19 protein-coding genes, 1 tRNA gene and 2 pseudogenes are annotated in these 17,802 nt (G+C 64.4%); 10 read left to right on the forward strand and 12 right to left on the reverse strand.

Translation table 11 applies throughout. The features are described 5' to 3' along the window. Positions 1–64 precede the first annotated feature (64 nt). Positions 65–1,032 (forward strand): annotated as a pseudogene (locus ALC15_RS05715) (tripartite tricarboxylate transporter substrate binding protein BugD). A gap of 22 nt (positions 1,033–1,054) precedes the next feature. After that, positions 1,055–1,450, forward strand: coding sequence for a hypothetical protein (locus ALC15_RS05720; RefSeq protein WP_050626432.1), 396 nt, complete (start codon positions 1,055–1,057; stop codon positions 1,448–1,450). Between the two features lie 61 nt (positions 1,451–1,511). Here ALC15_RS05720 and ALC15_RS05725 read toward each other — a convergent pair whose 3' ends face one another. Beyond that, positions 1,512–3,734, reverse strand: coding sequence for a lytic transglycosylase domain-containing protein (locus tag ALC15_RS05725; RefSeq protein WP_050626433.1), 2,223 nt, complete (start codon positions 3,732–3,734; stop codon positions 1,512–1,514). Positions 3,735–4,026: 292 nt separating this feature from the next. Between ALC15_RS05725 and ALC15_RS05730 the strand changes: the two genes are divergently transcribed. After that, entirely contained in the window at positions 4,027–4,875 is an 849-nt protein-coding gene (locus tag ALC15_RS05730; protein ID WP_050626434.1) for an SMP-30/gluconolactonase/LRE family protein, read from the forward strand. A gap of 78 nt (positions 4,876–4,953) precedes the next feature. After that, positions 4,954–5,091, forward strand: coding sequence for a hypothetical protein (locus ALC15_RS44030; protein WP_157860864.1), 138 nt, complete (start codon positions 4,954–4,956; stop codon positions 5,089–5,091). Between the two features lie 21 nt (positions 5,092–5,112). Here the strand turns inward: ALC15_RS44030 and ALC15_RS05740 are convergent, their stop codons facing one another. Genes ALC15_RS05740 through ALC15_RS05750 form a run of 3 tightly spaced genes read right to left on the reverse strand, consistent with a single transcriptional unit; the run spans position 5,113 to position 8,041 of the window. Beyond that, positions 5,113–6,471 carry a TRAP transporter large permease gene (locus ALC15_RS05740; protein ID WP_050626436.1) on the reverse strand — a complete coding sequence of 453 codons (1,359 nt, stop codon included), beginning with the start codon at positions 6,469–6,471 and terminating at the stop codon, positions 5,113–5,115. Then, on the reverse strand, positions 6,468–7,022 hold the full coding sequence (locus tag ALC15_RS05745; RefSeq protein WP_050626437.1) for a TRAP transporter small permease: 555 nt from the start codon (positions 7,020–7,022) through the stop codon (positions 6,468–6,470). The genes ALC15_RS05740 and ALC15_RS05745 overlap by 4 nt, the downstream gene beginning before the upstream one ends. After that, a complete protein-coding gene (locus ALC15_RS05750) occupies positions 7,019–8,041 on the reverse strand; it encodes a TRAP transporter substrate-binding protein (protein ID WP_050626438.1) in 1,023 nt (340 codons plus the stop codon). The genes ALC15_RS05745 and ALC15_RS05750 overlap by 4 nt, the downstream gene beginning before the upstream one ends. A gap of 321 nt (positions 8,042–8,362) precedes the next feature. On the opposite strand from ALC15_RS05750, the gene ALC15_RS05755 reads away from it, so the two are divergent. Continuing rightward, positions 8,363–8,596, forward strand: coding sequence for a pentapeptide MXKDX repeat protein (locus tag ALC15_RS05755; RefSeq protein WP_050626439.1), 234 nt, complete (start codon positions 8,363–8,365; stop codon positions 8,594–8,596). Positions 8,597–8,652: 56 nt separating this feature from the next. On the opposite strand, the pseudogene ALC15_RS45920 reads toward ALC15_RS05755, so the two are convergent. Continuing rightward, positions 8,653–9,008 (reverse strand): annotated as a pseudogene (locus ALC15_RS45920) (DUF6481 family protein). Positions 9,009–9,231: 223 nt separating this feature from the next. Then, positions 9,232–9,474 carry a hypothetical protein gene (locus ALC15_RS05760; RefSeq protein ID WP_050626533.1) on the reverse strand — a complete coding sequence of 81 codons (243 nt, stop codon included), beginning with the start codon at positions 9,472–9,474 and terminating at the stop codon, positions 9,232–9,234. Between the two features lie 187 nt (positions 9,475–9,661). Here ALC15_RS05760 and ALC15_RS44720 point away from each other — a divergent pair, with 187 nt between their 5' ends. Continuing rightward, on the forward strand, positions 9,662–9,838 hold the full coding sequence (locus tag ALC15_RS44720) for a hypothetical protein (protein ID WP_167350129.1): 177 nt from the start codon (positions 9,662–9,664) through the stop codon (positions 9,836–9,838). 501 nt (positions 9,839–10,339) lie between these two features. Here the strand turns inward: ALC15_RS44720 and ALC15_RS05770 are convergent. Then, on the reverse strand, positions 10,340–10,516 hold the full coding sequence (locus ALC15_RS05770; RefSeq protein WP_021079279.1) for a hypothetical protein: 177 nt from the start codon (positions 10,514–10,516) through the stop codon (positions 10,340–10,342). 196 nt (positions 10,517–10,712) lie between these two features. Between ALC15_RS05770 and ALC15_RS05775 the strand changes: the two genes are divergently transcribed. The 3 genes from ALC15_RS05775 to ALC15_RS05785 all read left to right on the forward strand — a co-directional run bounded on the left by ALC15_RS05775 (position 10,713) and on the right by ALC15_RS05785 (position 12,635). Further along, on the forward strand, positions 10,713–10,928 hold the full coding sequence (locus ALC15_RS05775) for a hypothetical protein (protein WP_050626442.1): 216 nt from the start codon (positions 10,713–10,715) through the stop codon (positions 10,926–10,928). A gap of 145 nt (positions 10,929–11,073) precedes the next feature. Then, the gene (locus ALC15_RS05780; RefSeq protein ID WP_050626534.1) at positions 11,074–11,988 is read left to right on the forward strand and encodes a 2-dehydro-3-deoxygalactonokinase; all 915 of its coding nucleotides are present in this window, start codon (positions 11,074–11,076) and stop codon (positions 11,986–11,988) included. 11 nt (positions 11,989–11,999) lie between these two features. Next, positions 12,000–12,635, forward strand: coding sequence for a 2-dehydro-3-deoxy-6-phosphogalactonate aldolase (locus ALC15_RS05785; protein ID WP_050626443.1), 636 nt, complete (start codon positions 12,000–12,002; stop codon positions 12,633–12,635). A 14-nt stretch (positions 12,636–12,649) separates the two neighbouring features. On the opposite strand, the gene ALC15_RS05790 is transcribed toward ALC15_RS05785, so the two are convergent. Further along, positions 12,650–12,955 carry a hypothetical protein gene (locus tag ALC15_RS05790; protein WP_050626444.1) on the reverse strand — a complete coding sequence of 102 codons (306 nt, stop codon included), beginning with the start codon at positions 12,953–12,955 and terminating at the stop codon, positions 12,650–12,652. A 256-nt stretch (positions 12,956–13,211) separates the two neighbouring features. On the opposite strand from ALC15_RS05790, the gene ALC15_RS05795 reads away from it, so the two are divergent. After that, entirely contained in the window at positions 13,212–13,625 is a 414-nt protein-coding gene (locus ALC15_RS05795; protein ID WP_050626445.1) for an SRPBCC family protein, read from the forward strand. Between the two features lie 1,102 nt (positions 13,626–14,727). Here the strand turns inward: ALC15_RS05795 and ALC15_RS05810 are convergent. The 4 genes from ALC15_RS05810 to ALC15_RS05820 form a co-directional block, all read right to left on the reverse strand. Then, entirely contained in the window at positions 14,728–15,195 is a 468-nt protein-coding gene (locus tag ALC15_RS05810) for a DUF992 domain-containing protein (protein ID WP_244485941.1), read from the reverse strand. A gap of 336 nt (positions 15,196–15,531) precedes the next feature. Further along, positions 15,532–15,666 (reverse strand): hypothetical protein, encoded by a 135-nt coding sequence (locus tag ALC15_RS47110; protein ID WP_283806238.1) that lies wholly within the window; start codon positions 15,664–15,666, stop codon positions 15,532–15,534. Between the two features lie 272 nt (positions 15,667–15,938). Beyond that, a complete protein-coding gene (locus ALC15_RS05815; RefSeq protein WP_244485942.1) occupies positions 15,939–17,240 on the reverse strand; it encodes a glycosyltransferase family 87 protein in 1,302 nt (433 codons plus the stop codon). A 241-nt stretch (positions 17,241–17,481) separates the two neighbouring features. After that, positions 17,482–17,558, reverse strand: a tRNA-Arg gene (locus ALC15_RS05820). Between the last annotated feature and the right edge of the window lie 244 nt (positions 17,559–17,802).

Below are 17,802 nucleotides of genomic sequence, written 5' to 3' on the forward strand. Positions count from 1 at the left end.
GGCCATCTTGTCGAAAGGTGGCCCTTCAAAAATGATGCGACAAGAAAGATTGAGGGAGAGCGTGATGCGGAAGCTCGTTTTGGCCGTGCTGGCGATGTTGGCGTTCACAGGAAGCGCTACGGCGGAAACCTGGCCCGCGCACCCGATCACCATCGTCGTGCCGTTCGCTGCCGGCGGTCCGTCGGATGCCATGGCGCGCATCCTCGCCGAGCGGATGAAGCAGTCGCTCGGCGAGGTGGTCTGATCGAGAACGTGACCGGGGCGGGCGGTTCGATCGGCGTCGGCCGCGCGGTGCGCGCGGCGCCTGACGGCTACACCGTCTCGTTCGGCCATCTCGGCACCCACGTCGCAAACGGCGCGATCTACAAGCTCGGCTACGACCTCGTCGAGGATCTCGAGCCGGTTGTGCTGCTGCCGAGCAATCCGATGATCATCGTCAGCAAGAACGCCGTGCCGGCGAAATCGCTGAAGGAACTCTTGGAGTGGTTGAAGTCGCGGCCTCAGCCGCCGACTGCAGGCACCGCCGGCGCCGGCAGCGGCAGCCATATCGCAGGGCTCTATTTCGAGAACGTCTCCGGCATCAAGCTGCAATACGTGCCGTATCGCGGAACCGGGCCGGCGCTGAACGACCTCGTCGCCGGCCAGATCGACATCATCGTCGACCAGACCTCGAATTCGATCAACCAGGTCCGCGCCGGCAACATCCGCGCCTATGCCGTCACCGATTCCAAGCGCGTCGCGAATGCACCTGAAGTTCCGACGGTCGACGAGGCCGGCTTGCCCGGCTTCTACATGACGCTGTGGTCCGGCCTCTGGGTGCCGAAGGGCACGCCGAAGGAGATCGTGGCCAAGCTCAACATGGCTGCGATCCAGGCGCTGCGCGATCCCGCGGTGAAGAAGCAGCTCGAAAATCTCGGCTTGCAGATGCCGCCGCAAGACCAGTTGAAGCCGGAGGCACTCGGCGCCTGGCAGAAGGCGGAAATCGCAAAGTGGTGGCCGATGATCAAGGCCGCCAATGTGAAGGTGGAGTGAGAAGCAGCGAGGCAAGCTTCTCATGAGGAACCTTGTTCTTGCGTGGCTTGCGTCCAGCGCCGCGTTTGCGGTCGCCTTTGTCGGCTGGATGGTGCCCTGGACGACCCCGGAAGGCGTGCACATCTTGTACTGGAGCGATTATCTTCGCTTGTTCCTCATGATGCTGGGCGCGGCACTAGCGTTCCAGTTGGTTTACGGCGGCCTCGTCTACGTCATTCTGGGCCGCTCTGGGCTCTGGAGCATCTGGACTGTCGCGTTCGCGTATCTGTTGCCCGTTTTCGTCATCGATCGCTACGGAATCGACACGCCCCGCGAAGCTCGCACGATGATCGCCTGGCTCGGATTTGCCTGTCTGATCGCAGGTGTCTCATGGTTCTTCGCGCGGAGAGAGGTTCGCAGGACGGCGGATATCCCCTAGCGCGATCCGAACGAAGCAGCTGTCCGAAAAGATCAACCTGATCTGATCACGCCGGCGAGGCTCACTGCGCCGGCGCGGCGTTGGTCTCCTGCGTCACGACGCGCTCGCCGCTCTTTGCCGCCATCGCCGTGCCGGCGTCCTCGAAACGCGCCCGATAGACCGCGAAATTCTCCATCACGCGCTGCACGTAGTTGCGCGTCTCCGAGATCGGGATCCGCTCCACCCAATCGACCGGATCGACCTTGGGATCGCGCGGGTCGCCATAGGCCTTGATCCAGTCGCGGACGCGGCCGCGGCCGGCGTTATAGCCGGCAAATGTCATGATGTGGCAGCCGCGATACTCCGCCAGCAGCGCGCTCAATTCGGCCGCGCCCATCTGGGTGTTGTAGACCGGATCGGACACCATCCTGCTCCAGTCATAGCTGACGCCGAAACGCTTCGCGGTGTCGCGGCCGGCTTCGGGCGTCACCTGCATCAGGCCGACGGCGTTGGCCGCCGACTTGTCGCGCTGATCGAACGCGCTTTCAGTACGCGCGATCGAGTAGGTCATGCTGCGTCCGATGTCGGGCGCGATCGGTGTGTGCTTGGGAATGCCGATGACCGGGAAGGCGTAATGGTCGAAGGCAAAGCCGCGCGCGAGCGCGATCTTGCCGATCTGCAGCATGGCGCGGGCATCGTTGTGGCGGCCGGTGAGCTCGCCGAGTGCCTCGAGCATCCCGACGTCAGTGCTCTCCTCGGCAAGGTCGGCTGCGAAATAGAGCACGATATCGGGCTCGCCGATCGCGTAGAGCATGTCGGCGGCACGAACCCGCTCGTCCGCGGCCATGCTGTCGGCGCTTGCAGCGGGCGAGGGTGCATGCAGCTCGACGCCGTCACGGCCGAGCTTGGTCAGCGCGAGTTGGCCATAATACGCAGTCGGGTAGCGCGCGGCGGCCTGGTAGTCGGCGCGCATCGCCGCGGAATTGCCGAGTGCCTCGGCGGCGCGGCCGCGCCAATAGGTGGCGCGCGCCAGCACTGTCGGGTTGGTCTGGCCCTCGTCGATGTGGGCGAAATGCGCCGCCGCGGTCTTGGCATCGTCGAGATAGCGCAGCGCGATCCAGCCGCGCATGAAGTGCATGTCGGAGCGATAGTACGGATTGTCCGGCGCCGCCGCGCCCCGGATCACGTCATAGGCCGCCTGGTACTCACCCTGATCCAGCAGCTTGCGGGAGAGGATGCGGCGCTCGCGCCACCATTGGTCGGTGTCCTGCTGCGCCATCGTCTCGGGCGCCGCCGCGATCGTCACGCGCGCCGCATCGTCGATCCTGTTCTTCGCGAGCAGCCATTGGATGCGGCACAGCGTGTAGCCGAGGTCGCCGCGGGCATCAGCCGGCACGTCGTTGAGCGTGTCCTCGGCCTTGCTGGATTGGCCGCGGACCGCGCCGCAAGCCTTCACGATGGCCAACGCGTCGCTGCCGAGGTGCTGTGCCGCGCGCCTCGCGCCGGCGAGATCCTTGGCGCCGATCCGCTTGTCCATGCGCGCGCGATGATCGTCGGATGTCAGCAGGTCCTTGAATGCGTCGTAGGCGTCGCTCTCGGTCCGTTCGAGCAATTCTTCCGAACGCCAGGCCTCGCGCACCAGCCGCGCGGCGCCGTCGCGGTCGCCCTCAGTGAGCAGCGTGCGGGCGAGCGCGAACTTGCCCTTGGCGCTGATCGGTTGATCGAGCGTGAAGCCGTGCACCGTGGCCGGATCGCTGCGCTCCTGCCACATCCGCGCTTCAGCCCGTTTGCGGAGCAGCGTGACGCTTGGCCAATCCGGGTTCGCCGCGACGAATGCCGCATAGCGGCTGAACGGCGCATTCGACTCCGAATGGCGCAGCAGGTACCACTCGACGAGCTTGCGCCCGACCGGGTCGGTGATCTTGGCCTGGATATCGGTCGCGTCGTTGGTCTTGCCCCGGCGCGCGGCGAGGATCGCGTCCCTGACGTTGGCGAGATCGCCCGACAGTTGCGGCCCGGCAGGCTTCTCCGGCTCCGCCGCCTTGGTGGTCTCAGTCGATTTGGAGGGGACCGATTTGGCCTTCGCCGATTTGCGTTTGTCGGAGCCGTGCCTGGCATGCCGGCGCTTGCCGGAGCCGCTCTCGTGTGCGGTCTTGCCGCTCGACTTGGCGCCGTGCGCCTTCTTGTCGCCGTGGCCGCTTTTGGCCTGATGCTGGTGATGCGGCTTGGCGGTCGCCTGGACTGGAAGCAGCGCGAGCGCGGCGGCTGTGGCGAAACACGCCAGCGGACGTAGGCACCGGTTCATTCCCTGGTCCCCCCTGAGAAACCACGAGGCACAAACAGAACGCTTCATACGGCGGCACAACCGCCGCAGATTATCACTACCCTCGATTCTCGAGTGTTAATGCTGCCGCAACTCAACAGGGAAAACGCGGCGAAATATGGAACATGGTGTGTGGAACCCGCGAGAACCGGGGTTTTGCGGGTAAAATGTGGCATAAGGGCCGCCCCTTTGACCGGTTTCCGCCGAGATGTACCCTGATCGCCACGTCGCGCCGTTGGGGGCTGACAGATCAGATTTCACCGAGCGGGACGCCATGGCAGTGCACCTCAGAACCATCCTCGACGGCGGCCGCTATTTCGAGGGCCCGCGCTGGCACGATGGACGATTGTGGTTCGTCGACTGCATGGCGCGCACATTGCTCAGCATCAGTCCGTCGGGCGAACGGCAGGAGCACGCTGCGGTGGCGGACGACACGCCCTGCGGTCTCGGCGTGCTGCCTGATGGCGACATCGTCGTGCTGACGATGTTCAGGAAGCGGCTGCTGCGGTTCTCGGGTGGGGCACTGTCGCTGTATGCCGACCTCTCCGAGGTTGCCACCGGCACGATCGACGACATGATCATTGACGGGCTGGGGCGCGCCTATGTCGGCGATCTCGGCTTCAATCTGCCGCCGCCGGAGGGGCGCGGCGCCGTCGGCCGGATCATCCTGGTCACGCCCGACGGCAGCGCCCGCGTCGTCGCCGACGGCTTGCGGTTTCCGAACGGCATCGCCGTTTCCTCCGATCAGCGCCGGCTCGTCGTCGCGGAAATGGATGGCGCTGCTCTCGCGGACTACGATATCGCGGCGGACGGCGGGTTGAGCCTCCGCGGGCGGTTCGGCCGGGTCAACGATCCCGATGGCATCTGCCTCGATCGCGATGGGGCGGTCTGGGTCGCCTCGTTCACGGAAGACGCCTTTGTCCGCATCGATCGCAATGGCGTGGAGCTTGAGCGCATCGAGGTCCCGGGCCGCCGCGCACTCGCCTGTGCGCTGGGCGGTGCCGATCGCAGGACATTGCTCTGCTTGAGCGCGGAGACCTCCTACGAGGAACTCCGGAGGGGCAAATCGGCGTCGCGGATTGACGTGGTCGAGGTCGCAACGCCGGGCGACGGCTATCCCTAGCGGCTGTCGGCGAGGGACGTCCGGGGCTTGCAGTTTGTTCTTGTTTCGTTCATATTGGGCATTCGGGAGAGTGCCGCCATGGACGCCGAGCGAGAACGCGAAATCATCAGGCTCTGGAACGAGCTCCGCCGGCTGCAACGCGAGGGTCGCCCGACCGCGTCGATGGTGCGCCGGATCGAGCAGGCGCTCGCCGCACGGGAGCAGGAGGCGGCCTGAAGCGCGGCTTGACGCGCGTGCTTAGCGCCCGCCGTCCGGCCCCATCACCAGATTCGGCAGCCAGGTTGAGATCTCCGGGAAGAAGCAGAGCATCAGCACCGCGAACATCATCAGCAGCACGAACGGCAGCGTGCCCCAGATCACCTCGCTTAAGGGGATGTCGGGCGCGACGTTGCGGATGACGAAGATGTTGAGGCCGACCGGCGGGTGAATCAGGCCCATCTCCATCACGATGGTCATGACGACGCCGAACCAGATGATGTCGAACTCGGCCGCGCGCAGCGGCGGCAGGATGATCGGCGCGGTCATCAGGATGATCGAGACCGGCGGCAGGAAGAAGCCGAGCACGATCACCATCACGAGGATCGCGAACAGCAACTCCCAACGCGGCAGGTGCATCGCGACGATCGCCTCCGCCGCCGACTGCGAGATGTGCAGATAGCTCATCACGTAGGAATAGAGCAGCGACATGCCGATGATCAGCATCAGCATGGTGGATTCGCGGATGGTCGATTTCAGGATCGGCGACAGGTCGCTGGGTTTCCAGACGCTGTAGATCACGGCGATCAGCCCGAGCGCCAACAGGCCGCCGAGGCCGGCGGTTTCCGACGGCGTGGCATAGCCGCCGTACAGCGCGATCATCACACCGGTCAGCAGCAGCACGAACGGGATCACCCGCGGCAGCGCGCTGAAGCGTTCGGCCATGGTGAATTCGTCGCGCCGCAGGATCGCGGCGTCCTTGCCGGTCGCATCATAGGCGGCCTTGGCCATGGCGTATTCCTTGCGGAAGCGGAACACGGCGTAGAGGCCGAACAACGACACCAGCAGCAGTCCCGGGCCGATGCCGGCGAGGAACAGCCGGCCGAGCGATTTCTCGGCGGCGACCGCGAACAGGATCATCGTGATCGAGGGCGGCAGCAGGATGCCGAGCGTGCCGCCGGCGGCGATGATCCCCGCGGCAAAGCCGCCGGAATAGCCGCGCTTTCGCATCTCCGGAATGCCGGCCGAGCCGATCGCCGAGCAGGTCGCGGGCGAGGAGCCGGCCATCGCCGCGAACAGCGCGCATGCGAACACGTTGGCGACGCCGAGGCCGCCGGGTACGCGATGCAGCCAGGCGTGCAGGGCCGAGTAGAGATCCTGGCCGGCGCGCGATTTGCCGATCGCCGCGCCCTTCAGGATGAACAGCGGGATCGACAGCAGCGTGATCGAGGCCATCTCCTCATAGACGTTCTGCGTCACCGTATCGAGCGAGGCCGCCGGCATGTAGATCGCCATGAACACGACCGCGACGGCGCCGAGCGCGAACGCGATCGGCATGCCGGAGAACATCGCAAACAGGGTGGCAAGCCCGTAGGAGATGCCAATACCGAACACGGTCATCGGCGCGCGCCACCCGTCAGCGGAATCAGGATTTGCAGGAGGAGCTGCACGCACAGCAGCGTCATGCCGAGCGCCATCAGTCCATAGGGGATCGCGAGCGGCGGCGACCACATCGAGTTGGAGACCTGGCCGTCGACATAGGCCTCGTGCGCCAGCGTCCAGGATTTCCAGGCGAAGAACGTGCAGAACGCGAAGCTCGCGACATCGACCAGCCAAAGCCTGATGCTGTTGGCGCGCGGCGAAAGCAGGCCGACGAACGCCTCAATGCTGACGTGGCCGCGCTGGCTCTGCACATAAGCCGACGTCATGAAGGTGGCGCCGACCAAAAGGAACACGGCGGCCTCGTCCTGCCAGTAGTTCGGGCTGTGGAACAAGGCGCGGCCGAGCACGCTGTAGCTCAGGATCGCGCAGGCCGCGATCAAGGCGAGCGCGGCGAACACCACGATGATGTTGTTGCACATGGACAGCGCGCGCCCGAGCAGAGCCACAGGCGAATTGCCCGTGGCCAGGCTCGAGGCTTCGGCCTGATCCGCGACCGGACCATGCATCATGCGGCGACGTCGCTTGCGAGCTTCAGCAGGTTGGCTGCCATCGCGGTCTTGGCGCCGTAGTCCTTCCAGGCCGTGTCGCGCGCGATGTCGCGCCACTTGCCGACGGTGGCGGCATCGAGGGCGCTGACCTTGGCGCCGGCCTTCTCATAGACCTTGGCCACCTCGGCATCGTCGTCCTGCGCGCCTTTGCGGCCGAACGCTTCGAGCTCGGCGCCGACGGCGAGGATGATGTCCTGCTGGTTCTTCGGCAGCTTGTCGAAGATCGCCTTCGACATCATCAGTGGCTCCAGCATGAACCAGTAGGACGCGCCGGCGCCCGAGGTCAGCGACTTCGCGACCTCCTCGAGGCGGAACGAGATCAGGCTGGTGGAGGAGGTGATGCCGGCATCGCAGGCGCCGGTCTGCATCGCGGCGTAAATCTCGTTCGAGGGGACCGACAGCACCGCGGCGCCGGCGGTCTGCAGCACCATGTCCATCTCGCGTGAGCCGCCGCGCACCTTGAGGCCCTTGGCGTCCTCGGGCGCCACGATCGCCTTGGAGCGGCTGGCGACACCGCCGGCTTGCCAGACCCAGGAGATCAGGAGAATGCCCTTGTCGGCGAGGAAGTCGGAGAGCGCCTTGCCGACCGGCTCCTTCTTCCAGCGCAGGCCCTGGTCGTAGGTGGTGACGAGGCCCGGCATCAGGCCGATATTGGTTTCCGGCAGCTCGCCGCCAGCATAGGGCATCGGGTAAAGGCTGAGGTCGAGCGCGCCCTTGCGCATCGCCGAGAACTGCGCGTTGGTCTTGATCAGCGAGGAGTTCGGATAGACCTCGGCGGTGAGGTCGCCGCCCGAGCGCTTGGCGACCTCGGCCGCGAACATCCGGCACAGCCTGTCGCGGAAGTCGCCCTTGTCGATCGTGCCGCCGGGGAATTGGTGCGAGATCTTCAGCGTGGTCGCGGCATGCGCGGTCCCGATGCCCAACCGCAGGATCGCGGGTGCGGCGAGGGCGGAAGCGAGGACGTGGCGGCGTGTGAGCATGGTTCTTCCCCTGAAGAGCTTCTTGAGTGGCTGTTAGGCCGGCGCGGAGTTTTAGCTTAGCCGGTCTTCGCGTGAAACTTCTCTAGTCTGATAGTTCGAGGCGCCCTGATAGTGCGAGCGGACACGTGGCGACAAGTCCTGGCGGTGAGGAGTTCGCCGATGTTGCGGCGCACACCGCGCGCCAGCCACGCAACCCTCGCGGGTACGCGCCGCGGCAGCTCAAGAATTTGTTATTGGAGGTAACAACGGGCGGCGCAAGCGCGTCGAGTAGAGAGCGGCAAGTCGTCGCGCTCACATTCGACCACACAAGGGATCATCATCATGACCACCAAGACCCGCCTCGGCCTTTCCGCCGCGCTGCTCTCGTTCAGCCTCGCGCTCGCGCCCGCCGCCTTCGCTCAGGACAAGATGGGCAAGGACGACGCGATGAAGAAGGAAGACACGATGTCCAAGGATGCCATGAAGAAGGACGGTGGCATGATGAAGAAGGACGACGGCATGAAGAAGGACGGCGGAGCGATGATGAAGAAAGACGACGGCATGAAGAAGAACTGATCGCCGGCATCGCTCATCCTTCACAGGCCCGCCGTGGTGGCGGGCCTGGTTAGGCTTTAGCGCTTCTTCTTGCCGCGCTCCTTGCGCGCCGCATAGCGGGCGTCGCGCTTTGCCTTCTGCTCGGCGAGCAGCGCCTCCTCGCGGGCGGCTTCCTCTTCCTTCTCGCGCGCGATGCGGGCGGCCTCGGCTGCGGCAGCTTCTTCCGCCAGTCGCTTCTGCTCGGCCTTCTCGGCCTCACGGACCTCCTTGGCTTGGTGCGTCGTTCGGCGATCGCCGCGCGCTCGTCGGCACGTGCCTTCACAGCGGGATCGTCAGCGCCGGGCTGGGCGCGAAACTTGTTGAGGAGGTTTTGCCGCGCCTGCAGGGCCGCCTTTTGGCGGTCGGCAAAACCCGGTTCCTTGAAGCCACTCATAGAGGAAGCCTTGCTGCTTTCTGTTCGGGTGATGGATGGGTTTGGGTTCGGCGCTTCAATAAGTGAACGGCGCAGAAATTGCCAGTGGCGAACGGAGGGCTGTGGAGCAAGGGAGATATGAGCGGATGGCAAACGGCCGATGGCACCCGCTTTGCCACCGACTTGGTGAGTGGTTGGTCACCGAGCCCGCTTGCTCTCAGAAGGTGCCGAAACCCCAGCCGCGCTAAAACTGCTCGCGCCGCCCGCCGCCCAAGGCTTTGGTACCCAAACCCTTGGTACCCAGCACCTTGGCGACCGTCTCGGCAGTCATCGCGTCCCGATCCGAGGCGCGCTGGGCCTCCAGCCGGTCGCGCGCTTTTTCTGCGATCAAAAGGCTGATCAGCTGCAGCCTGCTGGCCTCGTCGACAGCCTCCGAGAGGAGCTGCCTGTAACGCTGAAAATCGTAGTTCGTTTCCTGTTCGCTCACCGGCACGCCCCGCACACGCGCTCCACTTCAACGAGCAGTTTTTCGTGAGTCGCGCGCGCTCGCAATGGAATTGCAGGGCCGACGGCTGCCCGCGCGCATTTCGTGGTGCGACTGTTGCAGAATTGATCGCACGCAACCGTGCAAACGGTCATGATGCGGGCGATGGCAATTGGGAACCCGAGCCGGCATGAGCGAATCCGAAGACGGAGGCAACCGCCGCGGCGCGTTGATCGGATTGCTGGTCGCGGCGGTCATGCTCGCGGTCGGTCTCTGGCTTGCGCACAACCTGACGGCGGCGAGCAAGATGCAGGACTGCGTGATGTCGGGCCGATCCAACTGTAATGTGATCGAGCCGGCGCGCTGACCGCCTTGCGGCAGTGCAATATCGCTCCCACATCGATCCAAAGACTCGGGCTGAACTGCTTGGTTTCGGTTGTGATTCCGATCACACGCGGACAGGCGGGCTGCTCATCTAGTCCCAGAGATTGGTGGGAACCAAGGCCATGATATCCAAGCTGTGGTCCGGAAAGGGCGCGGCGCTGGCTGCCGCAGGCGCGGCGGGTGCCGTTTTGATAGCGTATGGGTCCCTCACGCTGGCATCGCCCGAACAGGTGTCCAGCGCGGGGCTGGGCCCTGGATGGCAATGCAGCAGGGTGGCGTTCGTGCTGACCACGTGTACCAGGGCGGACGAGCCGGAGCGCGAGGCAAGGGTTGACGGGGAGATCAGGGCGATCCCGGTGCGGGCGAAGGACGATTGTCCGCCGGAACCCTAGTCTTCGTGTCTGACGCGTCGGTGCACACGAAGCGGCGCAGATTGGATCCGGAGGGGCTCGCGTCCGAGACGGCGCGGGAGCGGTATTTCAAATCATTTCTTGGTGGCGCCACGCGGCTTGATGGAGAGGCCGAGGCGCATCGCCATCTTCTTGATTCGCTCCGGCGAACGGCCGGTCGCCTTCACGACCTCCTCCAGCGTCTTGGAGGAGCGCGCCAATTCCATCAGTCGTCGGTCCTCCTTGAACGACCACCGCGGCTTTCTGGCCATCTTGTTGGTATCCTTGTGCATTGCTGGGCAACAAAGCCGCCAGGCGGGGTCGCCTGACGGCCTTGCCGGTGTGGGCCCGGACCTTGGGGAAATGTCCGGTGGATAAGCAATACTGCTTCCGGGTAAGGTCGCAATTGAAACCGGATTTTAACCTAACCTATCAAGGTTACTTGGATGGAGCGTGGCAGGAGGCCTTATGCGCAAGGTCGCCATTTTGAGTGCCGCAGCATTTTTACTGTCCGGTTGCTGGAACGACCCGGAGGTCACGGGCTCGACCAACAGCTGTGCGGCCAATCTTTATAGTCAGTACAATCCCAAGGTCATGGATCAGTGCGTCAACGCCTGCATCAAGTGTGACCGTGGCAACGTCACCACCTGCACGACCTCCTGTACGCTGAAGGGCGCGCGGTAACCGAGCCGCGCGTGCATCCGACGCGAACGGAGCCTCGTGACATCACGCCATCGGGCCGCCTTGCGCCGCGCGAGGAAGGGCTTTATCGCGTCTCAGTCGCGGCGCCGTTGCCGTGCCGGAAACTGAAAGCGTGGAACAGAGCGCGGTGAGCGGGCCTTCCTACGTCGCGGTCGATTGGGGCACCAGCAGCTTCCGGCTCTGGTTGATGAACGCCGACGGCCAGGTGTTCGGCGAACGCCGCAGCGGCGAGGGCATGACGGTGGCCGCCAGGACCGGCTTTGCCTCCGTGCTGCAATCGCATCTGGACGCGCTGGGCGCGGCGGCCAATTTGCCTGTCGTAATTTGCGGCATGGCGGGTGCACGGCAGGGCTGGGTCGAAGCCGGCTATGTCGACACGCCGGCACATCTCTCTGCCATCCTCAAGGGCGCCGTTATGGTGAGCGGGCAGTCGCATGACATTCGCATCCTGCCGGGGATTGCGCAGCGCAACGCCGCGGCCCCCGACGTGATGCGTGGCGAGGAAACCCAATTGCTCGGCGCACTCGGTCTGGACGCGCCGGGCGGGGCTCTCGTTTGCCTGCCGGGCACCCATTCCAAATGGGTGCAAATGCGCGCTGGAACGGTCGAGCGTTTTGCGACCTTCATGACCGGTGAGTTGTTCAGCGCGATCGCGCGTGACACCATCCTGTCACACGCCATCGCGGGCGCGGACGAGGATGTGGATACCGATGCGTTTGGCTCGGCCGTCATGGAGGCGTTCGCTGCGCCCGCGTTGTCCGCCAACCTGCTGTTTCGCGTGCGATCGCGGCAACTGCTGTTCGGCGGCAGCGCGCAGGCCGCGCGCGAGACGATCTCGGGCACGTTGATCGGTGCCGAGCTCGCGGCCGGCCTCGCGGAGCGGGAGCGGGCAACGCCGGTGACGCTGATCGCATCGGGCCGCCTGCAACGTCTCTACCAGATCGCGCTGCAACGCCTTTCGATTCCGCTCAACGTCATGGATGCGGAGGAGGCGGTTCGCCGCGGCCTCGCCGGCGCAGCGGCGGCGATCTGGAAGAACTGAGGGATCAAGGCATGAGCATTCCGTTTCCGCCGATGAAGCGTCCGCTGGTCGCGATCCTGCGCGGCGTCAAGCCGGACGAAGCTCTGGGCATCGTGAGCGCGCTGATCGAGGCTGACATGACCGCGATCGAGATTCCGCTGAACTCGCCCGAGCCGTTCCGCTCGATCGAGATCGCGGCGAAGCGCGCGCCCGCCGATGTCCTGATCGGCGCCGGCACGGTGCTGTCAGCCTCGGACGTCGATCGTCTCCATGACGCCGGCGGGCGCCTCATGGTGTCGCCGAACGTCGATGTCGACGTGCTGAGGCGGGCCCACGATTACGCGATGGTCACGATGCCCGGTGTGTTCTCGCCGACCGAAGCGCTGCTCGCCGCGCGCGCCGGCGCTTCGGGCTTGAAATTCTTCCCGGCGAGCGTGCTCGGCGCCTCCGGCATCTCGGCGATCCGCGCCGTGCTGCCGGCGGATGCGATGATCGCCGCCGTCGGTGGCGTCTCGGACCAGAATTTCGCGGAGTATGTGAAGGCCGGCATTCGCGCGTTCGGTCTGGGCGGCAGCCTCTACAAGCCGGGCATGACGGCTGCCGACGTTGCCGCCAGAGCAAGGCTGACGATCGAGGCGTATGACAGGGCCGTGCAGGGCGCGAACTAGCTCTCGATGGCGGGCTATTCGTCGCGCTTGCCGCCATCGATCACCCTGAACAGCGGCGCCGCCTCGCGCGGATTTTCGAGCAACTCTTCAACCATCGCGATCGCGGCCGCGACGTATTTCTCGGTCGCGGCGTCCAGTGGCCGCTCGGCTTCGTCCGACAGCGCGAGCTTGGCGCCCTCGAGCAGTTTGCGGGTGCGGACGGCGGATTCGTCGCCGGCGGTGAGGGCGGCGCGCGCGATCGATCGCAGCACGAACAGCTCACCCTCCAGCCGCAGCAGGCGGTCGTTCAGCTTGCTCAGCACGGTATTCAGGTTCCGCATGACGTCCTCTCCGGGCGTTGGACCCGTCCTCCATACACGGTCATTCCTGACGAAATTCTTGTGCCGGCCACAAACCGTCCGGTTCGCTGAACGGTATCCGCGCCGCATCCTGCTCCCGGCGGCCCGGGCCGGCGCTATCCAGTGGCGGAGCATTTGTGGAACATCGCGGATGGCCCTAGTAAAGTGGCCGCAATCGGCCGTCCCGGCCGGGCGCCAGGGGCGCATCCACTTCATGCAATGACGACGAGGAACGCTTATGAGGATTGCCGTTGAAACAATCGTCGCCGCGCCGATCGGCGATGTCTGGCGTGCCTACACGACGCCCGACGACATCAAGCAGTGGAACGCGGCTTCCGACGATTGGCACACCACTGCTGCGACCGTGGACCTGCGCGCCGGTGGCGCGTTCTCGTCGCGGATGGAAGCCAAGGACGGCAGCATGGGGTTCGATTTCGCCGGCACCTACACCAGGGTCGAGGCGCCGCAGCTGCTCGAATATTCGTTCGGCGATCGCACTGCGCAGGTTGCATTCACGCCCGAGGCCGGCAGCGTCAAGGTGCAGGTCAGCTTCGATAGCGAGGATACCCATTCGGTCGAACAGCAGCGCGGCGGCTGGCAGGCGATCCTGGATAATTTCAAGCGCTACGTCGAGGCAAAGCGGCGGTCCTGATCCGACCACTGGAGGGTAGCCGTCTCGGCGCGATCGGGACGATGATCAGGAGCAAATGCGATGCGCCTTGTTTTGCCACTTGGTCTGTTGGTCATGCTGACCGCGTCCGCGGACGCGGCGCCACGGCGTCACGCTCATCCACGGCTACCCGCAACCGTTCGCGCGCCTGCGGATGTGACGCCGTCGGCGCGCTTCGCGGTTCCTGGCTGGAGCGACGAGGCGACCCGCCAATGGCTCGACCGTGCCTCGGAGAATGCCGGCCGCGGCGGAGGATAGTTCGATAGCCCGCCGCGCAGATTCAATCGTCGCTGTCGTCTTCAATTCCCCGCGAGTTCGATGCCGAGCGCCCGCTGTATTGTCGGGGAACGCCCGCCGCCCTTCTCGTGCTCACGCCTTCGCTTTCACGCAGTTCCTTGCGTGCGCGGCGCGCGGTTCGCATCGCTCGCTTGATGTTTGCATCGTGTGAGTCCTCGTCGAAGAACAGGACGATCTCGCAGCTCGGACATTGACGCGAGTAACCGTTCTGCAGCCGCTTGGCGCGATCGCGGAAGACATTCTTGCAGCGGGTGCAACGGATCTGGACGGAATCTTCCATAGCGGTCCTGAAGTATCGGCGATCGGCGCACGCTTACAATACTTTGCAGAAGGCAATTCCGGATCAGGAAATCACGAGACGAAGCGCGCCGCAAATCATCGCGGAATGTCACGAACCGAATGCGTCGGGTCGCGCAAGCGCTGCCGGAACTTTGTTCACGCACGGAGAACTACGGAAGCACTCGTGCGCTGAATGATAAAGAACAGGACGCGACTTCAGAGCAGACCGTGAACATCAAAAGAAAAGGCCTCAGCGCGTGGGCCACGCCGAGGCCAAGTTGACACTTTGGTCGTGAGGCACCGTCACCAGCGCCTCGACACTTACCCTACCTTCGTTTCTCTGCAGCTAAATAGCCCATATGGGCCATGATGCCTGGCACAGAACGTGCAGACTTAGGGCGTCAGGATTTTGCATCACCTTCCTGGGGCTAGGAGCAGCGCCGTCCGCGTATATTTCAAGCGGACGGCGTTGTGCATTTTGGCCGCCGGCACGCGGCTCGAGCCACGATCAGTGATCCGTCGGACGGATCTCCAGGTTCTCGATTTTCAGCGGAAGGGTAGCGGGATCCTTGTCATCCAGCGGATGCAACGCGAGCGTGGCGTTCGTGCCGCCGGCAAGAACATTGTCGCCGGCGCCGCTGGCATGCGTATAGCTGCCGGCGAGATCATCGGGGCCGAGCCACGGCACCGGCGCCATCACCTTCCAGGTCAGCGTGACCTCCTGATCGCCGATGAAAACACCGAGGTCGCGAATGGCCGCGACATAGCGGCGGTCCGGCGCGCTGTCGACGTGCAGTACACAGTCGAGATTGGTCACAGGGCCCAGGATGAAACCGGTATCGGGGCCGCCGCGGCACGCGAGCGTTCCGGCCTGCACCTGTTGTGCCTCGGCGGATGCGATGGACGCGGCGAGAGCTGCCGCACCACAGATCGCAAGCACGACCCAATGACGCGTTGTACGCATGGTGCTGTACAACGTCGATCGATGCGCAATCGGTCCACGATTGCGCCCGCGGTCCTCGCTTGTGGTTAAGAGAGTTTTAGAAGCGGGGCTTGCTTGGCGCCGGCGCGACGGGCCCTCACGCGCGATCCAGCGGAGCTGCGGACTACATCCCGCGCACAAGCGCAGCCAACCACCCGGCCGCAGAGTGCTGCGCGCGCAACGAGGTTTGCCCTGTCTGAAAAACTACGCCGCCGGGCTCGAAATATCGTGTCCCGACGGCGCCCTGTTCCAATCTGGGCCCGCAATCCCAGTGATGGTCTGTCTGCACGACCAGCGCCAAGGTTCGAATGCCCCGGAGTCTTACGGGGACTAGCGTCTGGCGACCGTCTGGGGCTGGCCATTGACCTTCTTGTGCGCGGGCGGAGGTCCGATAGTGGCCCAGACCACCGCCGCGATCACCATCGCCGTGACGATGGCTCCGGCCAACGGCCGATCGTTGTCCATGTTCTGCGCCCGCTCAGATGTGATGCTCGAGCTTCCGCATCTCCTGCAGGCGAGCCAGGCAAAAATCCCGATACAATTCGTTGATGAAATCCCACATGACCGAATCCCCTTTTGTCCAATATTGGGACGCTACGCCGGGTTTGTTTCCGGCCGGCTTCGTGGCTTCCGGAAAACGGCTTCATCGAGGGGCGGCGGCGCTACGGGCAGGACCCGAATCGATTCAGGGCGTCATCGCGCGACATGGCACTTTCTGCGCGGCGCGGAGGCGCGCCTCAAACGCTCGCCGGCTTTCGAAGCGGTGCGGCTGGGCTGGCCGCGCTCGCCGCGCGATACCGGTATCTCATCAGGATGATTGCGATCACGCTCGCGCACATGAACGGGCCAACCGGCCACAACACCAGCGGGAATGCGTATCCCAAGATGAATACAATGCCGACGCCGATCCGGAACACACCACGATTGGAGCCTGGCGCGATCCCCTCGTCCATGTTGGCGTTCATGAGAAAGACCAACGCGATCGCCAGGATCGGCATGTCGTAGATCGCGAAATAAGGAGAAATGAGCGGCGTTGCGGCAAGCAGGCTTGCGGCCTGCACCGCGAAGCTGACGCGGCGGCGCCACATGATCAGCACCCAGATCGCACAGGCCGACGCGATGGCGATGTGCAACGACATCGCCGGTCCGTAACCGAGGCCCGCAGACCGAAACAGGCCGTAGTTGCTTTGCAATTTATACCAGGGCAGCGCTCCGCTGAGGTGAAACTGCGTTGCCGCGAAGGTTGCTGCCTCATGAAATCCCTTGAAAGTATCCCAGCCGAAGATGACGCCCGTGACCAGGATGAGGGCCGGCGCCACGAGGCTGGCTGTGAAGAAAACGCTCCACCGCTTCGTTGCGATCAGCACGAAAGGAAGCAGAACGCCGTATTGCGGCTTGAAGATGAGCAGCGCGAGCAGGAAGCCGCTCAGGAGCGGGCGCCTGTCCAATGTCAGCAGGATGCCACCCAGCAGCGAGGCCGCGAGCAGCGCACTTTGGCCGGCAATGAAATCAAAGAAGACCGGCGGCGCGGCGAGCGCAAGCAGCATTGCGGCGGAACGCGGCCGGATTGCATGAACAACAAGCAGCCAGCACAGCAGCTTTGCCGCGCTCCAAACCCCGAACGCGATCCAGAATGGCAGCAGCGCGAGGGGCGCCAGAACCAGGAAGAAGACCGGCGGATAGAAAAACGGCACCGGCGTCTGATCGTAAGAATAGGGGGCGTGAGTGATCGGCTGTAGCTGGATGAGCAGCTGACGCAGTTGCTGCCAATCGTAGGCGGTCGCCGCGTGGCCCTCTAGCGCCATCTTGCCCGCGCCCCAGAAACACGAAAAGTCAATTCCGGGACGGCTGCTGCCACTGACAAACAGTGCTGCGGCAAGGAGTGTGAGGGCCAACAGGATAGCGCAGGCAACTGCCAGCGCCGGGTCGTCCCCCGCTGAAACATCCCAGTTCAGCATCTTTTTCGACGAACCGGTCATGACCAAGGCTGTTTCTGAAAAATAGTTCGCGCGACTGGAATCGGTGTCGCCATCAGGCAATGTTCAAAAATATGCAAACGCCACGCTAGGGTTTATCCTGGCAATCGGCGATGCAGCAACGATGTTCTGTTCTTAACCTAACCGGCTAAGGCCGGCTGCCTCCGTCCTGTCCGGTCGTGATTTTACGGGACTACGGTGTTGATGGCGCGAAGCCCGTTTCGGGAACAGCCACTGGCTCACGTGGCCCGGTGAGCCAAAACCAATCGCAACCTGCTGGGAAGTTTGGAGTGGGAAAATGAACTGGCGATCCCGGCAGGATTCGAACCTGCAACCCGCGGAGTAGAAATCCGCTACTCTATCCAGTTGAGCTACGGGACCGTGGCCGCCTTGTAGCACCGCCATTATGAAAAATCCGCCTTTCCGCCAAGTCCGTCCGAACCGATTTCTGGGGGCGGACGACAAAGGCGAGCAGGGGTCTCGCCCTGCGTTGGCCCGTCCAGCCCCCGAGCCGGCATGATGTTGCCGCCGGGACTGGTCAAAGGATGTCGGCAATGCGATCTGCGACGTTTTCGTCCGTTCATGTCCGCGCCTTCACTCCGTCACCTTTTCGCGCATTTTTTGG

This window comes from Bradyrhizobium viridifuturi, assembly GCF_001238275.1.
In the GTDB taxonomy this organism is placed as follows: domain Bacteria; phylum Pseudomonadota; class Alphaproteobacteria; order Rhizobiales; family Xanthobacteraceae; genus Bradyrhizobium; species Bradyrhizobium viridifuturi.